Origin of the sequence: Rhizobium sp. 3T7 (assembly GCF_020166565.1) — a bacterium.
Lineage (GTDB): Bacteria > Pseudomonadota > Alphaproteobacteria > Rhizobiales > Rhizobiaceae > Rhizobium.
In genome coordinates, this window is the sequence record NZ_JAIQXS010000010.1 from 138,823 (window position 1) to 163,981 (window position 25,159).

The 25,159-nt window shown below is 61.8% G+C and carries 17 protein-coding genes and 1 pseudogene; 13 read left to right on the top strand and 5 right to left on the bottom strand.

Going from position 1 to position 25,159, the window contains the following annotated elements; all coding sequences use genetic code 11:
- The first annotated feature begins 68 nt into the window (after positions 1–68).
- The 4 genes from K9B32_RS16330 (at position 69) to K9B32_RS16345 (ending at position 2,834) form a co-directional block, all read left to right on the top strand.
- Positions 69–254: a hypothetical protein gene (locus tag K9B32_RS16330; RefSeq protein ID WP_224563897.1), complete on the top strand. Its 186-nt coding sequence runs from the start codon at positions 69–71 to the stop codon at positions 252–254.
- Positions 255–403: 149 nt separating this feature from the next.
- A complete protein-coding gene (locus K9B32_RS16335) occupies positions 404–727 on the top strand; it encodes a type II toxin-antitoxin system HigB family toxin (RefSeq protein ID WP_224563899.1) in 324 nt (107 codons plus the stop codon).
- The gene (locus K9B32_RS16340; protein WP_224563901.1) at positions 717–1,097 is read left to right on the top strand and encodes a type II toxin-antitoxin system HigA family antitoxin; all 381 of its coding nucleotides are present in this window, start codon (positions 717–719) and stop codon (positions 1,095–1,097) included. Before K9B32_RS16335 ends, K9B32_RS16340 begins: the two co-directional genes overlap by 11 nt.
- 12 nt (positions 1,098–1,109) lie before the next feature.
- Positions 1,110–2,834, top strand: a complete 1,725-nt coding sequence (locus K9B32_RS16345) for a recombinase family protein (RefSeq protein ID WP_224563903.1) — start codon at positions 1,110–1,112, stop codon at positions 2,832–2,834.
- Here K9B32_RS16345 and K9B32_RS16350 read toward each other — a convergent pair.
- Positions 2,795–3,706, bottom strand: a complete 912-nt coding sequence (locus K9B32_RS16350; RefSeq protein ID WP_224563905.1) for an ArdC family protein — start codon at positions 3,704–3,706, stop codon at positions 2,795–2,797. The two genes, K9B32_RS16345 and K9B32_RS16350, sit on opposite strands and share 40 nt — an antisense overlap.
- A 549-nt stretch (positions 3,707–4,255) precedes the next feature.
- Between K9B32_RS16350 and K9B32_RS16355 the strand changes: the two genes are divergently transcribed.
- The 3 genes from K9B32_RS16355 (at position 4,256) to K9B32_RS16365 (ending at position 10,283) form a co-directional block, all read left to right on the top strand.
- Complete coding sequence (locus K9B32_RS16355) at positions 4,256–5,200, top strand: HEPN domain-containing protein (protein ID WP_224563907.1); 945 nt, start codon at positions 4,256–4,258, stop codon at positions 5,198–5,200.
- Positions 5,201–5,516: 316 nt separating this feature from the next.
- Positions 5,517–6,782 carry an exonuclease SbcCD subunit D gene (locus tag K9B32_RS16360; RefSeq protein ID WP_224563909.1) on the top strand — a complete coding sequence of 422 codons (1,266 nt, stop codon included), beginning with the start codon at positions 5,517–5,519 and terminating at the stop codon, positions 6,780–6,782.
- Positions 6,783–10,283 (top strand): AAA family ATPase, encoded by a 3,501-nt coding sequence (locus K9B32_RS16365; protein ID WP_224563911.1) that lies wholly within the window; start codon positions 6,783–6,785, stop codon positions 10,281–10,283.
- A gap of 127 nt (positions 10,284–10,410) precedes the next feature.
- Here K9B32_RS16365 and K9B32_RS16370 read toward each other — a convergent pair.
- Together K9B32_RS16370 and K9B32_RS16375 are read right to left on the bottom strand one after the other, a co-directional pair.
- Positions 10,411–10,785 (bottom strand): annotated as a pseudogene (locus K9B32_RS16370) (transposase); the annotation flags it as partial.
- Positions 10,786–11,644: 859 nt separating this feature from the next.
- On the bottom strand, positions 11,645–12,487 hold the full coding sequence (locus K9B32_RS16375) for an SDR family NAD(P)-dependent oxidoreductase (protein ID WP_224563914.1): 843 nt from the start codon (positions 12,485–12,487) through the stop codon (positions 11,645–11,647).
- Positions 12,488–12,954: 467 nt separating this feature from the next.
- On the opposite strand from K9B32_RS16375, the gene K9B32_RS16380 reads away from it, so the two are divergent.
- Positions 12,955–14,736, top strand: a complete 1,782-nt coding sequence (locus tag K9B32_RS16380; protein WP_224563917.1) for an adenylate/guanylate cyclase domain-containing protein — start codon at positions 12,955–12,957, stop codon at positions 14,734–14,736.
- 635 nt (positions 14,737–15,371) lie between these two features.
- Positions 15,372–16,892, top strand: coding sequence for a hypothetical protein (locus K9B32_RS16385; RefSeq protein WP_224563920.1), 1,521 nt, complete (start codon positions 15,372–15,374; stop codon positions 16,890–16,892).
- A 36-nt stretch (positions 16,893–16,928) separates the two neighbouring features.
- Here the strand turns inward: K9B32_RS16385 and K9B32_RS16390 are convergent, their stop codons facing one another.
- On the bottom strand, positions 16,929–17,918 hold the full coding sequence (locus tag K9B32_RS16390; RefSeq protein WP_224563923.1) for a hypothetical protein: 990 nt from the start codon (positions 17,916–17,918) through the stop codon (positions 16,929–16,931).
- A 72-nt stretch (positions 17,919–17,990) separates the two neighbouring features.
- Complete coding sequence (locus K9B32_RS16395) at positions 17,991–18,302, bottom strand: hypothetical protein (RefSeq protein ID WP_224563926.1); 312 nt, start codon at positions 18,300–18,302, stop codon at positions 17,991–17,993.
- 152 nt (positions 18,303–18,454) lie between these two features.
- On the opposite strand from K9B32_RS16395, the gene K9B32_RS16400 reads away from it, so the two are divergent.
- From K9B32_RS16400 to K9B32_RS16415, 4 genes are all read left to right on the top strand, one after another.
- Complete coding sequence (locus K9B32_RS16400) at positions 18,455–19,567, top strand: ankyrin repeat domain-containing protein (RefSeq protein ID WP_224563929.1); 1,113 nt, start codon at positions 18,455–18,457, stop codon at positions 19,565–19,567.
- Positions 19,568–19,746: 179 nt separating this feature from the next.
- Positions 19,747–20,709, top strand: a complete 963-nt coding sequence (locus K9B32_RS16405) for a hypothetical protein (protein WP_224563932.1) — start codon at positions 19,747–19,749, stop codon at positions 20,707–20,709.
- On the top strand, positions 20,706–21,992 hold the full coding sequence (locus tag K9B32_RS16410; protein WP_224563934.1) for a hypothetical protein: 1,287 nt from the start codon (positions 20,706–20,708) through the stop codon (positions 21,990–21,992). Before K9B32_RS16405 ends, K9B32_RS16410 begins: the two co-directional genes overlap by 4 nt.
- A 40-nt stretch (positions 21,993–22,032) precedes the next feature.
- A complete protein-coding gene (locus tag K9B32_RS16415) occupies positions 22,033–25,149 on the top strand; it encodes a virulence factor SrfB (RefSeq protein WP_224563937.1) in 3,117 nt (1,038 codons plus the stop codon).
- Positions 25,150–25,159: the final 10 nt, after the last annotated feature.

Genomic DNA, 25,159 nt, shown 5'->3' on the forward strand with positions numbered 1-25,159 from the left:
TGTTCTTTCTTCACAAAGCGGGTCTTCGCTGATCCATACCTCTTTAGGATATTGGATTGTGGGAGACGATGGCGGTAAAACGGGACAGGATCGGCATCGAGGTTATACCCGCCTCGGCCCAGACGGGGGCGGACCAGACCGATCCTTCGCGCGCTAATGCCGCTATCCTCTCGCTCGCCCGCCTAATCGGCCGCCAGATCGCCCGCGAGCAGTTCGAGCGGAAGATCGCGCAGGGGCGCAAGGCGCAAAGGTAGCAATCGGAGCAGCCTTCTCGGGCGCTTTGATTTCGGGCAATTTGGACGTCCAGAGAAGAAGCTAGGCAATTTCACCCCATGCGAGCTTCTGTGTTGGGCTTGTACATTTTTCCCTTGAGACCATTTTGGTCTCATGCTATAGGTGTCTCATGAGAATTATTGCCCGCCGCACTTTGCGAGTATTTGTCGAAAACCTCGCGGGGCAAAAGGAGCAGCCGGCCGTTAAGGCAGCTCTCGATGCTTGGTTCGACGAAGTGAGCAAGGCGGAATGGGCAAGCACCGCTGATGTGAAGCGGCTTTATGCGACGGCGAGTATCGTCAGCGCCGAGCGGATCGTCTTCAACATCAAAGGCAATGACTACCGCCTTGTCGTGTCGACGGACTTCGAGAAAGGCATCGTCTGGATCAAGTGGCTCGGAACACACAACGCTTACGATAGGATCAACGTGAAGGAGATCGAGCATGGCAACTGACCTGAAGCCGATCCGCACGGAAGCGGATTATGAAGACGCGCTGACCGAGGTTGAACGGCTGTGGGGCGCCAAGAGCGGCACGCCGGAAGGTGACCGGCTCGATGTCCTGGCGACGCTGATCGACGTCTACGAGACGAAGCACTATCCGATGGACCCACCCGATCCGGTGGAGGCGATCCGCTTCCGCATGGAACAGCAGGGGCTCACCCGCAAGGATCTGGAGCCGATGATCGGCCCACGGAATCGGGTGGCAGATGTGCTGAACCGCAAGCGCAGCCTGTCGATCGATATGATCCGGCAATTGCACAACCGCCTCGGCATTTCGGCCGAAGTGCTGATCCGACCGAGCCGGGTGAACAAGGTTGCGTAGGAAAGATTGCCGATGACCCGCGTTGCGCTGTACGCCCGCTATTCTTCCGACAATCAGCGCGAGGCGTCGATCGACGACCAGTTCCGTATCTGCCGCGAGCAGGCGAAGCGCGAGAAGTGGAAGATCGTCGGAACCTATAAGGACGCGGGCATCTCCGGCGCAAGTATGGTCCTCCGGCCCGGCATTCAGGCGCTTCTGCAGGATGCGCAGGCGGGACAGTTCGATATCGTTCTGGCTGAAGCGTTGGACCGGATCAGCCGCGACCAGGCCGATGTCGCCACCTTCTACAAGCATCTGAAGTTCGCCGGAGTGCGGATCATGACGCTGGCCGAAGGCGAGATCAGCGAGCTTCATGTCGGCCTCAAGGGCACGATGAACGCGCTGTTCTTGAAAGACCTCGCCGCCAAGACGCATCGCGGCATCCGTGGACGTGTCGAAGACGGCAAGTCTGGCGGCGGGCTTTGTTACGGCTACAAGGTAGTGAAGCAACTCGATTCCCATGGCGAACCGATCCGCGGCGACCGCGAGATCAACGATGCCGAAGCGATTGTCGTGCGGCGTGTGTTTCGTGATTTCGCCGCCGGCATCGCGCCGCGCACCATTGCCCGCACCCTGAACGAGGAAGGCGTGCCAGGGCCCGGAGGCAAACCATGGGGCGACACGACGATCCGTGGTCATGTGAAGCGCGGAACCGGTCTTGTGAACAACGAGCTTTATGTTGGCCGTCTGATCTGGAACCGGCTGCGCTACATCAAGGATCCTTCGTCCGGGAAGCGCGTGTCGCGCCTGAACCCGGAATCGGAATGGATCACCAAAGACGTCCCCAACCTGCGCATTGTCGACGATGAACTCTGGCAGGCTGTACGCGAGCGGCAAGGCGAGATCACTGCGAAGTTCGTCAACGTGACCGAAGGCGTGCACAAACACCACAAGAAGAACCGTCTCAACGGCGCGCGCCGGCCGCGCACCCTTCTGTCCGGCCTGATCTTCTGCGGTTGCTGCGAAGGCCCCTACTCCCTTCGCGGCCCGCAGCGTTACGCCTGCTCGAACCACATCAGCAAGGGCATCTGCGACAACAGCCGAACTATCCGTCAGGATGAGTTGGAGAGCCGTGTACTTACCGGCCTGAAGGACAGACTGATGGCCCCAGCGATCGTTGAAGAGGCGATGCGCGCCTATGCTGAAGAGACGAACCGGCTGAACCGGGAGCGTCGCTCAAACGGCGATGCTTGGAAGACCGAGTTCGGGAAGGTGGAGAAGCAGATTGAGCAGATCGTCGAGGCAATTGCCGACGGTATGTACCATCCATCAATGAAGGAGAAGATGGCGGGATTGGAGAGGCGCAAGGGAGAACTGACCGTCCTCCTCGCGGCCACGTCGGCGGATACGCCGGACATTCTGCCAAGCGCCGCGGCGATCTACGCGAAGAAGGTCACCGCGCTGGCGAACGCCCTCAACCGCGCCGATGAGCGACAGGAAGCGGCCGAGACCCTGCGCGCCCTGATCGAGAAGATTGTACTCTTGCCCGGTCCGGAACGAGGGGACATTTTCGCGACGCTGCACGGCGAACTGAGCACAATCCTCAACTGGGTGGAGCACCAAGCTATTGGAAAGACTACAAAAACAACAAAACCCGTCGATGGCTCGACGGGTTTGTTAGTATCGGTGGTTGCGGGGGCAGGATTTGAACCTGCGGCTCACGCCGCCTCCCCTTCGGGCTGCAGATGGTGCAGGTAGCTGACAGCGCGCTGGGCGTGGCTGGCGGCGGCAAAGATCGCACGCTTGTCGCTTGAGAGAACCTTGAGCCAGGAGGCGAGATAGCTCGCATGGTCGGGCCGTGGTTCGAGTTCTGGAACAATGCCGAGATCAGCGCAGAGGAAGCAACTGCCGAGCTCAGCGATCAGTTCCTCGCGGGCGCGTTCGCTGTTGTCCTTGGCGTAACGGCTGAGATTGCGATCGAGACGATGCGGGGCTGCCGTCCAGTGGGTCAGCTCATGACTGAGGATGGCGACGTAGGATTGAGCATCCCGGAAGGCTTCGAAGGCCGGCATCTGGATGTAATCGCGGGCCGGCGCGTAGTATGCCGACGATCCGCCGTGGCGGACCAGGGCGCCGGTGTGGGCGAAGAAGCGGTCGGCATGTCCGATCCGGCTGATCGGATCTGGAACCGCTGTGACTTCCCGGAAGCGCTCGCCCAATCCTGCGATCTGGTCGGTGTTGAAGACCGTGTAAGCTTTCAGAAACGGGATGTCGTGCTCGACCGCCTCGCCGGTCTCACTGGTTTCAGCCCGGAGGAAGGAGCTGGCGAAGACGACCGTCGTGCCGGTCTCGCCCTTGCGAACGGCAGCACCGAGTTCGAGGGCCTGACGAAATGTCATCCAGGTCGGCGAGGTAAAGCCGCGGGCAATGGCTTCGGACCAGAGGATGAGGACGTTGATGCCGGAATAGGGTTGGCCGTTGTGACGCAGGGGCCGGGTGATGCGGTCGCTCGCCTGTGCCGTGTTCCAGGGCTGCATCCAGGGTCTGACGCCCTGTTCAAGTTCGGCGACGATCTTGTCGGTGATGCGGCTGTAGAGATCGGATCGTTGCTTTGTTGGCTTGCTGCTCATCTTCGAACCTCCGTTTAAGGTCGCGACCATCGCGACCGGCTACGGCGGTCCTAAAGCCGGGCTCAAAGCGCTGGCCCGCACCCGATAGGGCCGCAACGAAAGTGGAGGACGGCAAAGCCGTTGCGGGGCAGCGCGGGCCCGGCAGGACCTCAAGCCGGAGCAGGACGCGAGGCGCGGGCGGTAACGGGGATGTTCGACGCAGGCAGGCCAACCAAAGATCGGCGGAAGGGCGGCGCAACAGTGAGGGTTAGCCGAACACGACCGCCCTCACCGCCCTGCCCTCGCCAACGACCGGGCGAAATCGACGATGTCGTCGCGTGACATGGTTGGATCTTCGTCGCTCCAGGCAATCGTCGGCCTGATCCTCAACAGGGCAGCCATGGAAGCACCAGCATAGCGGTCGGGAACCGAGTGCGGGGACCGGGTGCCACCGCTCGCTGCGTTCCGTTTCGGCGCAGATGTATCACGACGACATCACATCCCTGGATTGTTCATATGGAGGAAATCCCGTAAAAGGATTTGGTGTGCAATCACGATGGAACCGCTACGATGGATGCGATTCTGACCGAAGGCTTTGACGCGGCTTTGACCCTGACCGACCATATCGAACATCTGCCGGACAGGAAGCGGCGCGAACTGGCGCGCATTCTCGAGATCCTGTTTGCCGAGGTCGAACGCTTCCAGGCCAGCAAGCTGTCGGCGAAGCGCCACGCCGGCAGGATCCTGAAAGTCATTCTTTATGGATCCTATAGCCGCGGTAACTGGGTCGAGGATCACTTGAGCGGTTATCGCTCCGACTATGATCTGTTGATCGTCGTCAACAGCAAGTCGTTTGCCGAGGAGCAGGAGCTCTGGGACGGCATCGAGGAGCGGCTGTTGACGGAGCAGATCGCGCACCGCATCGAAACACCGGTGGTACCGATCATCCACACGCTGGCCGATGTCAACGACCAGCTGTCCCGCGGCCGACCGTTCTTCGTCGATATCGCCAGGGACGGCATTCCCCTCTACGCGGAGCCCGGCCATCCGCTGGCGCAACCGAAGCCGCTGACGGCGGAGGAGCGGGATGCTGAAGCGAAAAAGCATTTTGAGCGCTGGTTCGCCAACGCATCCTACTGCGTCACTCAGGCGCAGAACGCAATTTCAGACGGCATGGCCAATCATGCGGCATTCGATCTTCATCAAGCAACAGAACGGCTCTACCACTGTGTTCTCCTGACGCTAAGCCTTTACAGCCCCAAATCTCATCGCCTGAAGGTTCTTCGTTCTCAAGCCGAAGGGCTCGATGTCAGGCTAGTCGAGGCATGGCCGCGTGACAGCCGGTTTTCACGACGCTGCTTCGAGTTGCTTTCGCGCGCCTATGTAGAGGCACGATATTCCGCGAAATACACAATCACAAACGACGAGTTGATTTGGTTGGTTGAGCGGGTGAAGACTTTGCAAGATCTTGTGAACGTGGTTTGCACAGAGCGGCTGTCTGCTCGGTCGCCTTGAAGGGCTGAACCAATGACCTCGCGCGTTTGCCTTGAGGCGTAAACGGCCAGTTTCTACAAGCCAACGTTGACCAGATTGCCCGGCACCCACGGAGAGGTCTATCTCAATCGGCCGGCCGTTCATCGAAAAGACCGAGAAGCTGACGCCGGCGCTCCGATAAATAGCGCTAAGGCCGATCTCCGCTATGCCTGGCCGTCGGTTCGCGGCGTGCGGAAGGCGAAGCCGCTTGATCTGTGGAAATCAGAACAAACCATGAATTTATTCTGGTGCTGTGCAACCGAACGCTTTACGAAAGGCGTTTACTGGGAGGTCAGCGTTGACTTTTCGATTCGTGCACACCGCAGATATTCATCTTGACTCGCCCCTCAAGACGCTTGCGTTGCGTAACCCGGACCTGTCGGAGCTGATTGGACTGGCAACCCGGCGTGCGTTCGTCCGGATCATTGATCTCTGCGTCGACGAGCATGTTGACGCGCTTGTCCTTGCGGGCGACCTCTACGACGGCGACCAGACGTCTATGAAAACTGCGCGCTTTCTCGCAGAGCAGCTTCGTCGCCTTGATGAGGCAGGCATCAAGACCTTTATCATCCGCGGTAACCACGACGCCCTGTCGCGGATAACAGCCGAGCTGATAATGCCCGACAGCGTGAAGGTCTTCGGCGCTACGGCTGATGTTGTTCACGTCGAACGGAAGCCGGGCCAGTTCCCGGTTGCTGTGCACGGCCTCAGCTTTGCCAAACCGCACGCATCTGAGAGCCTTCTGCGGCACTACGCGCTCCCGGTACCCGACGCCGCCAACATAGGGATCATGCATACAAGCCTGGGAGGCTCGGCGGGACACGACCTCTACGCTCCTTGCCCTGTCGCCGATCTTCAGCAGAGCGGCTTCCAATACTGGGCGCTCGGACACATTCACCGCCGATCCGCCGTGGAGGCGGAATCATCGGCCATCGTGATGCCGGGAATGCCGCAAGGTCGTGACATCAACGAGGACGGTGCGAAGTCGGTATCGCTGGTGACGATCAGGGACGACCGTTCGATCGTCGTCGAGGAGCGGCGCACGAGCGTGGCACAGTTCGAACGGCTTGCCATAGACATTTCGGGAGCGACCGACTGGAAGCAACTGATCGTTGACGTATCGGCGAAGCTCGACGCGCTGCGGTCCTCGATTTCGGCCGACCACCTTGTCGCCCGCATCCAGGTCACCGGTTCTACCGAGCTGGCTTGGCGCATCAGACGGGACATCGACGTTCTGTGCACGGAACTGGAGGCTCGCGGCTCTATCGCCGGCAACGTCTGGATCGACAAGGTGCATAGCGCGTGCACGCCTTCTGAAACCTCGAGCAAAGGTTCGGGCGCCTTGGAGGAGCTGACATCTATCATCGAGAACGAGGTGGGTCTCGCGGCGGAATATCAGCAGGAGCTCAGGTCGATCGCCGACGAACTGCGCGCGCAGCTTCCTGCCGAACTGCGCGACATCTTCGGCACGGATGAGGCGACATTTCGAGAAACCCTGGCAAGCTTCGCTCGCGAAGGATCGGCAGAGGTGATGGCCCGCCTTCGCGGGGGCGAGGTCGCATAAATGCGCATCAATCGCCTCGACCTGACACGCTACGGAAAATTCACAGACGGAGTGATCGATTTCGGATCGACCGCTCCAGGATCGCCCGACCTGCATGTCATCTACGGCCCGAACGAGGCCGGGAAGTCCACCACATTCGACGCGGTGCTCGACCTGATATTCGGTATCGGTACAACGAGCAGATATGGTTTTCTTCATCCGTATTCGTCCATGCGGATCGGGGGCAGCATCAAGATCGCTGGTGAGGATCGCGAATTCGTCCGGATAAAGAGGCCGCAGAACAGTCTGCTCGACGCCAACGGGCGTGTGGTGCCCGACGCGCTTATCAGGACGGACCTCGGTGGCATCGACCGCGACGCGTTCACCACGATGTTCTCCCTTGACGAGAAGACCCTCGAGAAGGGCGGCGAAGGCATTCTGGCGAGCAAGGGCGATCTCGGTGAGCTTCTGTTTTCGGCGAGTGCCGGCCTCTCTGACGTGAGCCGACATCTTTCGGCGATCCGGGCCGACGCCGACGTCTTCTATCGGTACAAAGCGCGAAGCGGCCTGCTTGTCGACTTCAAGAAAAGGCTGGCCGACCTGAAGGCACAGCGGGACGAACTCGACTTGCAGGTGACCGAGTTTCAGCGGCTGACAACCGACCGGAAAAATCTCGGTCGCGCGCACGACGAGGCGCTGGAGCAGCGCGCAGCGACGCAGCGCAGGATGGACGAGGTGAAGCGCATACTCGCCGGGCTTGGACCGATGGCCAGACTCTCGGCAGCGCGTCACGAGCTAGCCCAGACCGAAGACGTTCCTTATCCTCCGGCATCCTGGCGCGGAGAACTTGCGGATCTGCGAGCCGAGGAAGTCGAAGGCCGCGTGAGGCTCGAACAGGTCAGAAAGTCGATCGCAAGGACTGAACAGGAACTCGAGGACACTCCTGCGGACCAAAGGGCGCTCGACCTGGCGTCCCGCGTCGCGGAGCTGTCGGATTTCCAGCCGCGCTACATCACGGCAGAAAACGACATTCCGAAGCTTTCCGCACGAGTGGCCGAACTCTCGATCGAGAACATCCTCGTTCAGTTGGGTCGTAGCGGGGAAATCGAGCCCGCTCGGCTTCTTCTTGACGCGCAGACCGTCGGTACTCTCCGGGCCTTGATCGAAGCCAAGTCCGGCGTCGATACACGAACGGCTAGCGCTAAGGACGAGCTGAAAAAGGTTGAGCGCGCGATCGCGGCGGAAGAAGAGAATGGGGGTGTTCGGGCCGAAGTGTCACCCGATACGGCTAGGGCGTTCGAGCACCTTGCCGCGACGCTCAAGGCCATACCTCGGTCGGACGAGGAGGTTGCATTCCGAGCTCTGAGCCGCCGTCGCGACGCAGCTTCAGTGGCTCAGGCCGAGGCTCTTTCGAGGCTGTTGCCATGGCGTGGCGCAATCGCGGAGCTGTCGTCCATGGTCACTCCCTCCGCTGCAAGGATCGATCAATGGAAGGCGGCATCCAAGGACGCTCAGGATAAGGCAAGGACGGCAAGAGCGGATCTGGACAGGCTTGAGCCCGAGGCAAAAAGGATTGCCGCGGAGCTCGCCGCCGTGCGTAGTCAGGTCGGCGAGATCGAAGAGGCACGCGCGATCGCCAGCCGCGCTAGTCGGGACGAGGCTTGGGCCGCTCATCGTCGTATGATGGACGCGACGTCCGCCGACGCCTTCGAGGATGCGATGAAGTCGGACGATCGCCTGGTTTCTCAGCGCCTCCTCCATTTCGCCGAAATTGGAAGAATGGGCCAGCTTCTCCAGCGGGACGCCGCGCTTCGCACCGACATCGAGACCGCGAGCGAATCTTACAGAGACGCGCTAGACAATCAAAATTCGCTGCGGCTACAAATCTCCAACAAGCTAGCTGCGTTTGCCTCGGATGGCGGGATGGACGCCGACCCCTTCGAGGTCGAGGACTGGCTCCGAAAGAGAGATGTGGCTCTCAGGGCAAGGGAAGAACTCGCCGGAGTCGACCAGGAGATCGCGGATCTCCGCGACAGGGTCGCCCGGTCGAAAAAGCTCCTCGTAGATGCGATGAGCGCGGTGAATGCAATGTATCACCCGGACGCCGACATTGCGGCGCTATTCGCTGCCGCCGAGGATGCACTCAGTGATTTCACTATCGCAGCGAGCCGGGCGAAGGAAATCGTGCGATTGCACAAGGAGCTGAAGGAGCGCCAGCAGGCGTTCACGGACGCTTCGCGGATCGCTGACGAGTGGGAGTTGGAGTGGAAACGCGCATGTGACGGATGCTGGCTCGCGGAACTTGGCGCGGCGCAAAGAACGGGTGCAGTGGCCGAGATCCTGGCCGCGCTCGAAAAGCTTGCTTCCGCGATCGAGAGTCGAGACAGCCTTATCGATCGAGTTCAGAAGATGGAGAAGGATAGAGCCCTTTTCGAAGGCAAGGTTTTTGAGCTGTGCAAACAGCTTTCCATTCCGCTCGAAGGTTCGACGCGAGAACTCGCGGCCTTTGTCTATGAGCGCTTGAGCATTGCCGAGGACGGTCGGGACCGGCGGAAGAAACTCGCTCAAGAGCTCGGGGATCTTAGAAAGGACGAAGTCGGCCTGACGTCCGCGCGGGAAGTTCTCGACGCCCGGCTTGCGGAAATGTTCGAGTTCTTTGGCGCGACGACGCTGGGCGAGGTCGAGGCCCGGATCGAAGTCTCCGGCCGGCGTCGGATGCTTCAGCGCTCCATCTCAGCACTCGAACAGGAGCTGCTGGAGGGCAGCGGCAAGGACGACATGTCCAAGCTAGAAGACATGATCGCATCGGCGGACCGGGAGCTCCTTGAGGATGAGCTTGCCAGGCTCATGCCCGTGCTTGCGGATCAGGACGGGCGTTGCAGCGAGATTTTTCATCTGAAATCAAAGGCGCAGGATGCGCTCGATATCATCGGCGGCGACGAGAGAGTGGCGGAAATCGAAGAGCAGCGCCGTACGACTCTACTCGAAATCGAAGAGTCCGCTCGGCGCTACATGGAACTGCGGGCCGGGGTCGCCGCGGCCGAGCAGGGTTTGCGTCTGTACAGGGAGCGGCACCGCAGTGGCATGATGGCGCGCGCGTCGAGCGCATTCAACACCATCAGCCGCGGAGCTTACAAAGGCGTCGCCGCTCAGCCCGGCAAGGAAGGCGAGGTGCTGATTGCAGTATCCGCGAGCGGCGGATCCAATGCGGCCAACGAGCTTTCGAAAGGGGCGCGGTTCCAGCTGTACCTAGCACTGCGCGTAGCAGGCTATCACGAGGTGCTCGGCAACCGGCCGCCGGTTCCATTCGTCGCGGACGACATCATGGAATCATTTGACGATTTTCGCGCAGAGGAGACGTTCAGGCTGTTTGCCGAGATGGCACAACGCGGACAGGTCGTCTATCTAACTCATCATCGGCACTTGATCGACATTGCGCGATCCGTCTGCCCAAGCGTCAGAGTTCATGATCTTGACGCGATCAGCGTGTCGCGCCGTCCCGATGCGGTCGCCGCAGAATAGTGATCGGCAGATCAAGTTTTTGACGTCGGTCCGGTGCCCGATAGGCCGCCGAAAATTTCCGGGTAGGAGCGGGCAGGCTATCTGAAATCTGTTTTGCATCAACAAAACTAAAAACGTCTTCGCGAGCTGCGATGGCTTCACCATATCCGCCTCCCCGATCGCGGGCGACGATCGCTATCGACGGATGCTCGGCGAGCCATGCCCGAGACGTGTCCAGCGCGCGATCCGGTAGCAGGGTGACAGGTCTCCGCCGCTCCAGGTCGCAACAATCGTTCCGTATGTTTGGCCGCGCCGAAAGGCTAAATCATCGATGCATATGACAGAGAGTTGGTCATCCTGTTGGACCACGCCGACGGACTACCCGCAACAGCGCGTCGTTACTCACCGGCATCATGGGACGATTGGCAAAAGCCGCAGCCGGTCTGCCACCCAACGCTAGACCTAGATGATGTACAATCGTCTCGAGCCGGTGGGTGCGCCGCAATTTTGCCTTGGCTTTATCTGCCGCAGACATCTCGCTCAAGGCCATGGTAGTGCTGCGAGGAATGCTACCCGCCCCCACACCGCTCGTGCCCGCGGCGCCTTCCGAAGGCATTCCGGCGGTAGTAGGTTCGACAAGAGCGATTTCCGAGACGCCAAGCCTTGCAGAGGCCGTGGCCAGGCGCGAGCCTCCCACGGTCGCGTCGACATTGACGCCTTTCGATCCGCCGATGCTGGCGGCGGTGCTTGCGTCGAGGGCGGGGCTGCGACGGCTCTCGGATGTGTTGCTGTTGATCCCGTTCGAGCCTCCAACTGAGGCATCCACTCCGAGGCCGCCCCCGAACTGCGGCCTACGCTGGCGTTAACCCCGTTGGAGCCTCCGACAGATGCGCTCAGACCACCTTTGCCACCACTGACGCTGATTGCAAAATCAAGGCGGCGTTTCACTAAGAAGCCCCCTCGGGTAACGTCCGGCGAGGTTTTGAAACGCCCGATGGGAGTCAGAGAGGTGTCCGGCAAGCGCGAGAAATCATAGACTTGCAGAAACGGGGGACAATTTTTTCGTCAACGAAACTATTATACTTTTGGTTCCGAATGTCCCACAATTTGCGCCATGCCGCACTGGAATTAAGGGCTTCATTTAGGCCCATAGGAGCCACCAGAAGCCTCGGGTTTGATATCGTGCTGTGGAAGTTTCCTCACGTCAATTGCTACTGATCGCGAAGAAGGCGGTATAAGGCCAGAGCGTCGCTCCATGCCGCGGTAGACGGAGCCAGGAGAAAATTGACGTGCAAGATCGCCTCGGCGGAGCGTCAAGGTTTTCCACGAACTGTTTGAAAGATCAGCCGACTAACCGGGTCGTTGAAAAGACCGACAGGAATTCAGCTTTTCACAAAGTCCGCCGCGCTGAGGGGAACAGGTCTGTAGCCGTCGACGTCGGCAATGTCATACTCCCGACCCAGCTCTGCCGCGACCAGGACACGCCCGGATTTCGACATCAGCGCAGGGTCCCGCCAAAGTCCGGCGATGACATGGCCGATGAACCTCGGGGACTCGGAGTTGGACAAGTCGAAATATTCGGCGTTCTGCATGACGGCTTCGGTGCGTACCAGCCCGGGATAGAGTGCGACGGCGGCGACTTTATGTGGACGCAATTCATGTGCGAAGTCCGCGGCCATCTTGTCGGCGGCGGCTTTGGCCATGCCGTAGATCGCGTTGCCGTCGTAGAATTGAGCTGCCCAGAATGAAATATTGACGATCAGACCGCGCTGCGTCGAGATCATCGTCGGCGCCACTGCGCGCGACATCATGAAAGCCGCCCTCAGGGCGGTGCCGATCATTGCGTCCCACCGCCAGACGGGCTGCTCCCAGAAAGGGCGCGGCCAGGTAAAATCGCCATCCTCGACCATGTTTTCGTAGCCGGGCCATGCATTGTTCACCAGAATGTCCAGCCTGTTGGCCGCCCTGATCTCTTCAGCCACGCGCTCGGTTTCGGCGTCGTTGCTGTGGTCGCAATGATGAACGACTAGTCGTCCGGATAATGCCGCAGCCTCAAGCGCAAGCCCCTCCAGCGATCCCGCGCCTTTACCTCCCAGGCTTGCTTCCGCTTCGGAACGGGTCCTGCCGGTAACGTGGACCGTGGCTCCCTCGGCGAGCAGCGACAGCGCAATCCCGCGGCCGACACCGCGGCTTGCGCCCGTAACCAACGCGACGACATCTTTCATACTGGTTAGCCTCCCATACGATGGCTGTTGCAGGCAGGGGACATCGGAATTTTGCTGCAGGCAGAAAACGGATGCTTGCCGCATGAAACCCCAGGGAGCAGTCAAATACAACTCGCGTAGGCTGCCCGATTAGGGCCGACTGCCGCCATGGCACAGATGCGCCAATTGTGGTTATTGGTTCGGCTTGGATGAAAGACCGAATTGGGCCCGTTATCGGAAGTTCGCTTGACTCCCGAATTGCGCCAATTGCGCGCACAACATACGTCGGGCAACGCGGCTGACAGAGACGCCAATTCGCTGCGTTCGAAAACGTGATCACGCCGCGCAGGATCGTGTTTGCGAGAACGTTGATGGGACCGGTGCAGAACGATCGGAACTTCGTCCACCACGCGATGCTCGGGCAGCCACAAAGAAGCATGCGTAAATCAACCGGTCCGTGGTACGTTTCACGCCGGAGAGGCGTCGCGATGATCGGACAGAGGAAGCTTGCCGCTATCCTTGCCGCTGATGTGGTGGGGTTCAGTCGACTCGCTGGTGCGGACGAGGACCGTACCCTGGCGCGCCTGCGCGCGTTGCACAGCGATCTGATTGATCCGACGATTGCAGTTCATGGCGGACGCGTTGTGAAGCGGACCGGCGACGGTGTTCTTGTCGATTTCCGCAGCGTCGTCGATGCTGTTCGCTGCGCGATCGAGATCCAAGAATCGATGGTCGAGCGCAACGCAGGTGTACCGGCCGACCGGCAGATCGTGTTCCGCGTTGGAGTCCACCTGGGCGACGTCGTTGAGGAACGCGATGGCGATCTCATGGGTGACGGCGTGAATATAGCGGCCCGTTTGGAGGCCGCCGCCGCACCTGGCGCAATATGCCTGTCGGAAGACGCCTATCGCCAGGTGAAAGGACGGGTTGGGCTTCCTGTGCGGGATTTGGGCTATGTTAAACTCAAGAACATCGCCGACCCGGTTCGAATCTACTCACTAGATGCTGCAGCGGTAACGACGTCGCCGACGCCCGCAATTGGCCTGAAAGCCACCGACTCGCTTCCGACGTTGCCCGACAAGCCCTCGATCGCGGTATTGCCCTTTGCGAACATGTCGGGCGATCCCGAACAGGACTATTTTGCCGACGGCATGGTTGAAGAGATTACGACGGCTCTGTCGAGGTTCAACCAGCTTTTCGTCATCGCCCGGAATTCGAGCTTTGTCTATAAGGGCCGAGCCATCGATGTACGGCAGGCTGCCGCCGAGCTTGGCGTGCGCTACGTCCTTGAAGGGAGTGTGCGTAGATCGGGGCCACGCTTGCGCATCACGGGACAATTGATTGACGCTGTGACGGGAGGCCACCTCTGGGCCGACCGCTTTGACGGCAGCCTGGAGGATGTCTTCGATGTTCAAGACAAGATCACGGAGCGCGTTGTTGGCGCAATCGAGCCCACCATCCGCAAAGCTGAAATCGAACGCGTCCGGCGCAAGCGCATCGAAAACCTAAACGCCTACGACCACTACATTCGCGCACTGTCCCATGTCGATGCCTTTAAGCCCGATGAAAATCTCGAGGCATTGATGCTGCTGCTGAAGGCAATCGATCTCGATCCGTCGTTCGCGCTGGCAGTTGCCTTTGCCGCCTGGTGCCTTGAGCAAAGGGCGACACGGGGCTGGCCACCGGCGGGAAAGGATGATGCCGGACGGGCTATCGCGCTTGCCCGACAGGCGCTTAACATCGGTGGTGATGATGCCACGGTCCTTGCCATCTCCGGAATTGTTCTCGTCAGGGTCGCGGGGGATTATAACGCTGGCCTCGATGCGGCAAAGAGAGCACTCCGTCTCAATCCGGGTTCGGGGTTCGTTGCGCTTCAGTCCAGCGTCGTGTTGATGCTGGCCGGTGACCCTGAGGAAGCGTTGGTCCATGCCGAGCGGGCAATGGCGTTGAATCCTTTGGACCCGAGCTTCTACCTCTATTTGACCAATGCAGGATTCGGTCACTTGTTGAGCGGTCGCCCTTTACAAGCCATCGAAATGGGCAGGCGATCCGCTAGCCTTTACGCGGACTGGGACACCACATATTGGCTTCTCGTTCCCGCCTTTGTTCAAGTCGGCCGCCTCGAAGACGCGAGGGCAGCCGTTGCCAAAATGACGGAACTGTCGCCCGGGATTACCGTCTCTAAGCTGCAGAAAGTACTTGCATTCAAAGACCCGGCGGCGGTGGCCATGATCCTTGAGGGATTTAGAACGGCGGGCCTTCCCGAATGAGACGAGCATGGCGCGAACTTCCGTGTTCGCATCCGCCGCCGCCCGTTTGGGGCCTGATAACTGACGACCCCTCGGCAGCTTCCATAAGCGGCGGCATCAATCAGGCGATCTTGCACGGAATATTCGAAACGCCAGCCAAGCGGTAGCGACCGCGAGCATAAGGCTGACGGGTGATGCCCACGCCCCGACCCACCGCTCGATGCTGACCTACCAGCCCTTCATTGGGGGCTCTTCGCCTCTCTTCCCCGACTATGCAAGCACGGTGCAGCAGCTCAAGGCCGGGTTTTCAAAGGAATGGACCTCTGAGGGACTAATGGTGCGTTTGAGCATCCCAACAGATAGCCTGCTGCCACCTGACATCAGATAGGGCAGCAACCAATTCTCACCTTCCAGACCGTCCAGCGATTACGGCATCGGTGATTTCCACAAACCCGGCCCCGCCAGGAGACCAGGCGCAGGTCGCCGCAACAGCGAGCAGGATGGGCAGTTCCATCCCCTTCGTCCCAACTACTGTCTAGAACCGCTCAAGCTCGACGCCCTCCCCCAGTTGGAGGAGGAGAATTACGGGCAGGAGGCCTATGAATAGGGTGCGCGAAGCTGCATTCACGAGCGGCCGCGTCTAGAGGGGTTGACGCGTGGTTTTTGCCCGGTTGAGGAAATCTCGTCGTCCATTGTGGATCGGCGTGGCGGTCGTCGGCGTGGCGGCTCTCGTTGTGTCCTTGAGGCTTGGAGCGGCGGGGCCATGGTCACAGTCGGAGATGATCCTGAGCGGTCTCTGGACGCCCGCCACGCCGGGTGACGCTCCCGCCGAGATAGTGTTGCCGAAATCGTGGACGAGAATGCTGCGCGATCTCTACGCCCTCCAGCGGAGCACCGACAGGGAGCATGCGGCATGCCTCGACGTCGTGGTCGGCTCCCCGATGCCGTACAAGGTGCAAGGAGCATGGAACGTCGCCGACGACCCCACCGTCGGCAGGGAATGGACGACCGGAGAGATCCAGGAGGGCGAGAAGTCTTTCGTGATGCTGAAGAACGAAGAGACCGGGTGCGGGGCCGCGCACGTGGCTCTTGCCCATAGTCACTCCGCAGACGACTCTTACGACGCGCCGTCGGATATCGACCTCGAGACGCTGTTGTCGACCGCGGCGCTCAAGGCCAGCTTGACGATCAGCTTCGACAGGGTCTGCGCGATCGTCAAGACCGGGGCCTCGTCGGAAAAGTTCGTGCCCAAGGTCAGAGCGGACTACGCCGTCGCGATGTCCTCCGAGTATTTTCCAACGCTCCGTTCCGGGAAGTCCTGGAGTTGGTACGACGCGCTGGCGGCGGCCCGATCGGCGGCCGCCTATGCCGCCGAGCGGGCTGCAACCGTTCTATATTGCGGCAAGATAGACGCTCCCCTTGCCCGTGTGGCTGCGGCGAACCCGGACCTCGGCGACCCGCTCTTCATTCTGGAGACGAAGGCGCTCCTGGTCGCGGGTCAGCACATGAGCGCTGGGCCGGAACTTAACTTCGACTTCGTTCCGGAGCGCGACGATACCTATGTGAGATTTGTGCGCGACATCCCGTGGCTCGCCTCCGCAGACGCGGAGGCTGTCGCCGCCGGCCCGCCCGGCCAGGGGTACGCGGCGATGGTCGGCGCAATGGGGCGGTCGGCGGTGATGCCTATGTTCTACGGCTTCGCGGGGCCGGATCCGCGGTTTCAGGAGGGCCGCTACTTCGAGCTGGCGTGCCTGCACGACGACGAGGCGTCGTCATGGTCGTGCATCGTCGCCGACGTCCAGGGTCGGGGGAAACGCGCCCTGCGGACCTTCGCCGCCTTCTACGATCCAAAGATCCCGGAATGGGAGATCGTCTCCGCCGACAAGGGGGGCTATCGGACGAGGAGCCTGGAAGCGGATGGGACGACATATACCGGAAGCTGCGACTACGGCTTTGCGATCCGCTGCATGGCGAGCGGCCGGGGAACATTAGAGACGCGGCTCTACCGTTTCGAGGGGGAGTTTTCCGAAGGCAAGCCCTTTGGGCGGGGCGTCTACACGCAGTTGCAGACGGGGGAAAGCTGGAACGTCGTCAAGAAGCAGGACTCTGGCTTCGAGCGTGTAGTGGGAGGTGATCCGGACGAGAAGTCGGTCGATGCGGTCGTGGCGAAGCCGTAAAGACTTTCGGGCAGGAGACGTTGCCGGGGCTAATCTCTAGTCGCGGAACCGCACAAGCTGCGGGAAATCCTCCGCCCATAGCGAGTGGCCGTCGCGCATTTCATACTCCGTCGATGTCGGCGCGCCCGTGCGGTCGGTCACGTTCAGCGTCACCTTGTCATTGTCGCGGGTCCCCTCCACTCTCAAGTCGAAGTCGGACATCGCCCTGTGTCCTTCCATAAGTTCCGGCCATACGCCCGTCGACGATCCGAACCCGGTGATCTTTCCATCCCGTTCGGTCAGGTTGAACCGTAGCTTCCGGTCGAGAGTATCCCAAAGACCGTTGACCGGTTCCGGGCGGTTGGCGAGCTTCACGGACGGGTTCCTGGCGTAGACGACATGGCCGCTCGCACCCGGTTTCTTCACCCTTTCCATTGTGTTCGCGTCCTTGAGAACAAAGCCGAAGGTCGAAGGTTCGTCGGAGATGTAGGCGGTGAGCGTGAGCTTCTTGCCCTGTCGCGTTCCGGCTATACGATAGTATCCAGGGGTGTCCCCTTGGAAATTCAGCATCTCCATTCCGGCGATCTTGCCGTCCTTCTCAAAGAGTTCGAACATCATCTCGTCGCTCTCCCTCCAAAGGCCCGTCACGTTGAACGGATCCGACGGCATGCTTGCGGCCGTCGTCGACGCGTTGGCCTTGACATCGCCCGCGTAGGTCGCGCACTCGACGATCTTCGTGGTGTCATCGCGCACGGCGTTCGGCGTCTGGATCGTCCCAGTCTGCCTTCCGCCGGATCGGATGAAGAATGTCCACGGCGTGTTCGCGAACACGACCGACACCTTCGAGCAGGCCTGTGCCGAACTGGTCACGTCGACTTTGGCGGTAAACTTAGGTTTCTCGCCGCCCGCCTCCAGGATTCTTATCGTGGCGGTGCACTGCCCGACGGCCTTCTCGAAATCGCACGCGGCGGCGGACGTCTCGACCGCCAAGCAATAGACGACGGCCGTCAGGACTTGCGCAGGTCGTGAACATCTGGAGATCCTCATGTGGGCCGCGTTAAACATGGATAATGGCCGAGCAGGCACGTGCCCGGCCATTAGGATTTCGAAGGATCATGGTCACCCGCAAAATGAGGCCTCCATGTCCTTCGCCTGTTGCAGCAGCCCCTGCAGCGTGGTCTTGTATTCGCGCAGCGACTGAATGGTCAGGCACTTGTTCACGAGCTTGATGCTCTTCGAATAGAACTTGATGCCGGCCCTTGCGATCTGGCATTCTCCAGCTCCGTTCAAGGCGTTCATCTTGTCCGCTTCGGGCTGTATCTGCTGCGCAAGGTAGCTGTCGGAGCATACGTCCTGGGAGAAGGCCTGCGTTGCCGAAAGGCCGATAGCCGCCGCCAGGACGACTATTCGAATAGTTTTTGCGTTCTTCATGGTAACCCCCTTTTCAGATCCGCGTTGGCGCGCTGACGCCAGCGGAGACCAAGCAATCGCAGAAAACGCTGGCGACCTCCTGCTCCAATTGGAGGAGGCCGCCCGCCGGGCGCTCAACTATGCTGACTTCGGTTTCAGAATGGGGGTTCCGCTTGACGCGGGAAAGCAGAGGCATCGTTCTTCTTGTAGGGTTGGCCGTCGCTCTCGCGACCGCTGCGGCTGCCGACGATGTGTTCGCACAGGAAACGACGGACAGCCTCTTTGCGGCCGTCTCCTCGCGGGACGCTGGGGCCGTCGACGCGGCGCTCGAGGCCGGGGCAGACCCAAACGCGAGGGGCGCACAGGGGAGCACGCCGCTCCTCCTGGCGGTTGCGGGGAACGACGTGAAGGCGGCGGAATCCTTGCTCGCCATGGGCGCGGACGCCTGCGGAATGGACGCGGACGACAAGCTCCCGCTGCAGGTCTCCTCGAATGGCGCGATGTTCGACCTGCTGAAGGCGGCGACCCTCCGCAAGATGAACGCCTGCGTCACGCGATGCGACGAACTCGCCGCCGGCGGTGGAAGCGACGACAACCCTAAGGGCGTGTGGGGTGTACATGACGTCGATCTGAAAAAGAACGCAACCGAGGCAGTTGCCGAGTGTCAAGCGATGGCCGATCTGTTTCCGCAGGAGCGACGGCTCATCTATCAGCTCGGGCGGTCCCTGCATTGGGCAAGGCGCTACGACGAGTCGACCAGAAGGCTCAAGCAGGCCGTGGCTCTCGGAAGCAGGAGCGCGATCTTGGACCTCGCCGAGCACTACAGAGTCGGAGTGGGGGCCGACCATGAGCCGGCCTACCGGACGGACTTTGGAAAAGCTTTGTCCCTGCTCCGAGGGGTCCTGAAAAATAACCCCGAAGACACCTTCAGTCTGATCTCGATCGGAGCGATGTACGAACACGGCAACGGCGTTCCGGCGGACCGCAAGAAGGCGCGCCGCTACTACGAACAGGCTCGCGCGCTCGGTGACGGGATAGGGGACTTCTTTATCGCTTACATGGAGGCTGACGCGCCCGCGGCGCAGCGGATCTTGAACGTACTGAAGCGCGGGCGGCACCGGGAGTCAGGATGGTTCCAGCTTAGTGGCGGCACCTATCCCACGGGCGTTATTTCGCGCGTTCAGGCTGCGCTTGCGCGCAACGGGTTTCCGACCGGGGGCGAGAACGGTGTGTTCGGCCCGAAGTCGGTCGCCGCGCTGGAGGCGTACGAGGCATCGCTCAGATAGATCGCAGTTGTTTCGCCGTCGCCGCGGCCGAAATTTCGAACAAAAAGTCTGATCTTAGGTTGGCGCCTCCTCCAATTGGAGCAGGTTTTCCGTCTTCCGGCCCGTTAGGCTCCGTTCCATAGCGCTGCTGGTCGTCGGACCGACGTCCGGCGCGGCGGGATGGAGTTCGGATGGCAAGGATGGGGAACGTGCATTTCGTCAGGTCCACGCAGGTGGGCGCCGACGAGGTGCTTCATGTGGACGGGCTGTCCGTCTGGGAGAACTGCGCCGTCCTTTTTCGGCGCATCGAGGCCATTTGCGGCGAAGGGGCTTCGTCCGTCTTTGCCGAACCCAACGTCAAGCCGCAGGGATCGGGCGGCTTGGTCGTCGCCTGGTTCGGCGGATATGACGACGATCCAAAGCCTCTCGACGCCCTCGACCGCGCGATGAACGCACGCGTCGAGGCCGACCTCTCTTCCAGACTGGCGGCGCTCCGTCCGGCGTTGGCGGACGCCGACATCGGCGAGACAGTCGCGGCGATGATCAACATCTACGACGCATCGGCGATCATGGCGGTCGGCGAGCACGCGATCCTGACCAACTGGGGCGTCCTGCCCCGCGGCGTGGTCGCCTCACAGGCGGGATTCGCGCGACACAGCGAGGCGACCATCGGGCCATATCTCAAGTCCGGAGTCTCGCCCGCCGTTCCCGGGCAGTCTTGGAGAATCACGGGCGGCATGGAGGCCGTTGGCGCCTCGCCGCCGTCGCAGCCTCGCGCCCCGGCCGCAGCTCCGGCCCCCATGCAGACGGTGGTCGTCGAACGGACGGGCGGCGTCCGGCTGCTGCCTCCCCTTCTCCTCTCCGCCATCTTCGCGTCGGCGCTTGCCTACGTCGCCTGGCCGGGCAGCCTCATCTATGAGCGGAACGTACCGCCAGACCAGGCCGCGCAGGCGGGCTGGGACAAAATCCGCGACGACCTCGCAAAGCGCGCGAGCGCGTTCGAGACGGCGCTCTCCAAGCCGGCGTGCGAAGCGAAGGACGCTTGGGTGGAGGCCTCCCTGGGCATTCCCGCTCCCGCGGCCGCCGCGGCACCCGATGCCGCCCAGAAGTCCCAGCAGGCGGCCGAGGACGCGGCAAAAAAACCTGCCGGAGACGGTAAATGAGCCAGTTTGTCGCTACGACGACGCTGACGAGCATGAGGCCGGTCGGGACGCAGGCGGAGCGGTCCCTCCAGCGCCTTCAGGCGATGCTCGACAAGGAGTTCAAAGGGCGGCTCTGCTTCTCGCTCGCCGAGCCCGTGCAGCGCAAGGACGGTGCGGGGATCGACTGGTACGCCGAGACGGACGAGCCTCTGACGTGGCTGACGTCGCTGCAGCCCGAGCTTGCGGACTACTACCGCAAGCGCATGGCGGCCGATGCGGAGAAGATCCGAGCCTCGGCGGAGACCCTGGAGGCGCGTGGCGACGCGAGTTCACGGGCGGCGGCCACCGCCCTGCGCAATACCGTGACCTATCCGGGAGACGAGCATCTCTGGGTGGCGGGCGACGTCTCTTCCAACGACGCGACCATCGTCGTCACCGGGTGGGGCTACGAGTCGCACGCGTCCGAGGGGGGAAGAAACCAGATCGGCAAGAAGGTCTGGATGCCCCCGAAATTGCCGGATCGACCGCCCGTCGAGACCTCCGCCTACGAGCCGGACGCAACTGCGCCCGTCGCCGTGATCGGCCCCACTCCCGGACGAGCGGTTCCATGGCGCTGGCTGATGGCGGAGCTTCTTTGGCTTCTGGCCCTTGCCCTCGGGCTCGCCCTTGCATGGCTTCTGATACCGGCCTGCGGCGTGCGGCTGCCATTCGGCGGCCCCGTCGTCTATGGCTGGGGCGGCGGCACGTACTGTCGAGAAGTCGGCGCGGGAGGCGGCGACGAAGGTTTCTCCGCGGCCCCGGAAAAGGTCGCCTCCCTCGAGGAGAAGCTCCGGAAGCTCGTCTCGGAGTGCGTTCCGCCATCGGTCGTCGCTCCGAAGGACGCGGTCCGGCAGGCCCTCATCGACCACGGACTGACCCCGGACGACACCGCGACCTCCGTCACGCTGTTCTGGGACAACAAGAACGATCTGGATCTCTATCTGGTCTGCGGCGCGGAGAAGGCGGGAGCCGGCGTCGACGCGTGCGGCGCCAAGGCCTCCCTCGACGCGAACTTTTTGAAGGGGGCGAAGCCGCTCGTCGACAACCCGGTCGAACACATAACGGCGGCCAAGGGAAAGCTCGAGCCGGGACACTACAAGGTGAATGTGAAGTACTACGAGGCTCACAAGCCGGCGCCTGACCGGGTGGAGTTCAAAGTGATCGTCCAGCAGGGGGACAAGTACAAGCTCTACCCCGGCTCGATCGTCCAGGAAGCCGGCCAGGGCGAAAACACGCAGACGGTGGCGGTAATCGATGTTCCATGAGCGTGGCCGATCACGGCAGGGGAAACGACAGGGCGAAAAGATGCTGACGAACATCGCCGATTTCAGTGAAGGCTTCACGCTGGTTCCCGAAAGCGGAATTCAGTTCGTGGAGTTCGGCTTCAACTTCGAGGCGACGCCGAGGCTGTCGCGCTCCTTTATCGAGCGGAAGCTTCCTGGGGAGACCGATGACAACGGTAGAACCCTCGTCCGCCTCCTCACCAATTGGAAGGACGACGAGCCGGACGGCGAGCGCCCCTATGTGGCGAGCGCAGACGACGTCGACGAATACGAGATCAACAAGTCGCTCGCGCTTCAGACGTTTCTCGACCGCTGGGTGCCAGTTCCCTGCCTGAAGATCGAGCCGGGACGCGATCCGCTCGGCAACGAGATCTACGCGCAGGGGCCGAACGACTGGGTGCGGGTTAGGGTCACGGAGACCCGCAACGCCCACGGCGACAAGGAGTTCAGCCACCGTGCGATCTTCGCGTTCGACACGACGCTCGCCCCCCGCAAGCAGGGGCGGGCCTACCTCGCCCCCTCGCCGGAGGATGCGATGCGCACCGAGAGCTTCCGGTTCGTCAGCCGCATGTCGGAGGTTGTCCCCTTCCTGTCGCACAAGATCGACATGCCGGGGCATGGCGAGGTCGACGTGCAGCAGTGGGTCGACGACTGGCTGCGCGACGTGCTCAAGGAAGCGAAAAAGGCGCAGAAGAAGGGGCGAGAGCTGCGTCCCGACGACTTTCCGTATCAATTCGAGCACCTCGCGCGCTACATCACCTTCGTGCAGTTCCTCGGCATGATCGTGAAGTCGGTGAAAGTGACCCTCGTCGACACGCTAAGCGACGCGAAGCCCGTCCAACCGATCGACGTCGATCTCGTCCTCGACATCGGCAACTCCCGTTCATGCGGACTTCTCATCCAGTCGTTCCCGGACGACGTCAGCGTCGACCTGAACAACTCCCTCGTGCTCGAGTTGCGCGACCTGTCGAAACCGGAGCTCGTCTATCGCGACCCGTTCGAGAGCCAGTGCGAGCTGATCGCCGCCGAGTTCGGATCGGAGGACATCGCCCGGCGCTCGGGGCGGCCGCGGGCCTTCTTCTGGCCGAGCCTGCTGCGGATCGGTCCGGAGGCGTCGCGCCTGCGCGGGGAGTCCGAAGGAACGGAGGCCGCGACCGGCATCTCGTCGCCGAAGCGCTACCTCTGGAGTTCGGACTCGGTGCTTCAGGAGTGGCGGTTCCGCAATTCGGACAGCTCCGACGCCGTTCCGCTGATCGAGCGGTCCATGTACCGGTTCGTCAACGACCGCGGCGACGTGCTCGAGCAGCTAGAAAGCGACAGGAAGCAGTTCAAGCTGAAGATCAAGGAATCCGACCTCGAGACCGCCAGCCGCTTCTGCTTCTCCAAGTCGTCCTTCTTCACGTTCATGCTCGTCGAGATCATCGCGCAGGCCATGTCGATGATGAACAATCCGGGCGTGCGGCGCGAGCGCCGCCTCAAGGACGCGCCGAGAAGACTGAGGCGCATAATTCTGACCATCCCCTCGGCGACGCCCGTGCAGGAACAGCGCATCCTGAGGTCGCGAGCGGAGGCGGCCGTGAAGCTGCTGTGGTCGCTTGCCGGCTGGAACGAGCGCGACAGCGGCATCAACAGCAAGCGCCCGGACGTACACTGCTCGTGGGACGAGGCAAGCTCCGTCCATCTGGTCTACCTCTACGGCGAGGCGGTGCAGAAGCTCGGCGGCTCGATCCGAAGCCTCTTCGAGATGGCGGGCAAGGAACGTCCGCGCCCCGCCAGCCTCCCGGCCGCGAAAACCGCGAGCGGTCCTGCGGGCGAACGGTGCCTGCGGGTCGCGAGCGTAGACGTCGGCGGCGGGACGACCGACCTGATGGTGACGACCTACTACCAGACCGACAACGTCGCGATCTATCCGGACCAGAACTTCCGCGAAGGCTTCCGCATCGCGGGCGACGACCTCCTCAAGACCGTGATCGAGCGCCTCGTCGTCCCCCGCTTCGAGGAATACCTCTCGGCGGCCGGCGTCGACGACGCGAGGAACTTCCTGAAGGCGCGCTTCGCCGGGGACAATCCGAACATGGCGGAGCAGGAAAAGCATCTTCGCCGCCAGTTCGTCCTGCAGGTGCTCCAGCCCGTCGCCATCGGCATTCTTTCCGAGTGCGAGGAGATGAGGCCAACGAGCCGGGCGAGCGTGGTGCGCAACGTCTTCAGCTTCTTCAAGGCGGACGACGCCGCGAAGGTCGGGCGGGACATCCCGGTGGACGCCCGTATCCTCGACTATCTGAAGGACGCGGCGCCGCGGCTGAAAATCGGCGACTGCGACATCGTCATCGATCCGGTCGCGGTCGAGGACTGCGTGCTCTCCACCTTCGACAGCGTGTTCGACAACATCTCCGAGGCGGTCAGTCACCTCGATGTCGACGTCGTGCTCCTCACCGGCAGGCCGATGCGGCTTCCGCAGATGATAGGGCTTTTCGTGAACAAGCTCGCCGTCCGCAGCGACGCCGTCGTCCCAATCCGGGACTATCGCGTCGGCACCTGGTATCCCTTCCGCGGGGTGAGCAACACGCACATCGAGGATCCGAAGACCACCGCGGTCGTGGGGGCGATGCTCTGCGCCCTTTCGGCGAGCCAGATCACCAACTTCACTCTCTATTCGAACCTCCTGCGGATGAAGTCGACGGCCCGGTACATCGGAATGATGGAGACGAGCTCGACCTTGCCGAGCGAGAAGCTGCTGTTTTCCGACATCGACCTGGACGCAAGGTCTGGCACGTCCGACGAGGAGGCCGAGTTCGATTTCCACAGCCCGGTCCGTATCGGCTACCGGCAGCTACCGCTCGAGCGCTGGGTGGCGACGCCGCTCTACAAGCTGGCCGCCGGGCAGTCGCGGTCCGCGCAGACAATCCCGCGGCCGGTGCGCGTGACCATCGCCAGGAACACGCAGACCCCGGACGAAGGAGAGACGAACGAGACAGCCCTGCTCTCCAGCGAACTGACCCGAGAGGAGTTCGTGATCGCGGAGGCCGAGGACGTCAACGGCGCGCCGGTCAAGCGGCTCATGGAGCTGAAGCTCGACACGCTCGCGAGCGAGAGCGTCGACGGATACTGGCTCGATACCGGCATACTTTCGATCCAATGAGATGAACGCG

Bases quoted from the DNA above. Each gene is read 5' to 3' on its own strand.
- K9B32_RS16330 (WP_224563897.1), top strand. From the start codon at position 69: ATGGCGGTAAAACGGGACAGGATCGGCATCGAGGTTATACCCGCCTCG.
- K9B32_RS16335 (WP_224563899.1), top strand. From the start codon at position 404: ATGAGAATTATTGCCCGCCGCACTTTGCGAGTATTTGTCGAAAACCTC.
- K9B32_RS16340 (WP_224563901.1), top strand. From the start codon at position 717: ATGGCAACTGACCTGAAGCCGATCCGCACGGAAGCGGATTATGAAGAC.
- K9B32_RS16345 (WP_224563903.1), top strand. From the start codon at position 1,110: ATGACCCGCGTTGCGCTGTACGCCCGCTATTCTTCCGACAATCAGCGC.
- K9B32_RS16350 (WP_224563905.1), bottom strand. From the start codon at position 3,706: ATGAGCAGCAAGCCAACAAAGCAACGATCCGATCTCTACAGCCGCATC.
- K9B32_RS16355 (WP_224563907.1), top strand. From the start codon at position 4,256: ATGGATGCGATTCTGACCGAAGGCTTTGACGCGGCTTTGACCCTGACC.
- K9B32_RS16365 (WP_224563911.1), top strand. From the start codon at position 6,783: ATGCGCATCAATCGCCTCGACCTGACACGCTACGGAAAATTCACAGAC.
- K9B32_RS16375 (WP_224563914.1), bottom strand. From the start codon at position 12,487: ATGAAAGATGTCGTCGCGTTGGTTACGGGCGCAAGCCGCGGTGTCGGC.
- K9B32_RS16380 (WP_224563917.1), top strand. From the start codon at position 12,955: ATGATCGGACAGAGGAAGCTTGCCGCTATCCTTGCCGCTGATGTGGTG.
- K9B32_RS16390 (WP_224563923.1), bottom strand. From the start codon at position 17,918: ATGAGGATCTCCAGATGTTCACGACCTGCGCAAGTCCTGACGGCCGTC.
- K9B32_RS16395 (WP_224563926.1), bottom strand. From the start codon at position 18,302: ATGAAGAACGCAAAAACTATTCGAATAGTCGTCCTGGCGGCGGCTATC.
- K9B32_RS16405 (WP_224563932.1), top strand. From the start codon at position 19,747: ATGGGGAACGTGCATTTCGTCAGGTCCACGCAGGTGGGCGCCGACGAG.
- K9B32_RS16410 (WP_224563934.1), top strand. From the start codon at position 20,706: ATGAGCCAGTTTGTCGCTACGACGACGCTGACGAGCATGAGGCCGGTC.
- K9B32_RS16415 (WP_224563937.1), top strand. From the start codon at position 22,033: ATGCTGACGAACATCGCCGATTTCAGTGAAGGCTTCACGCTGGTTCCC.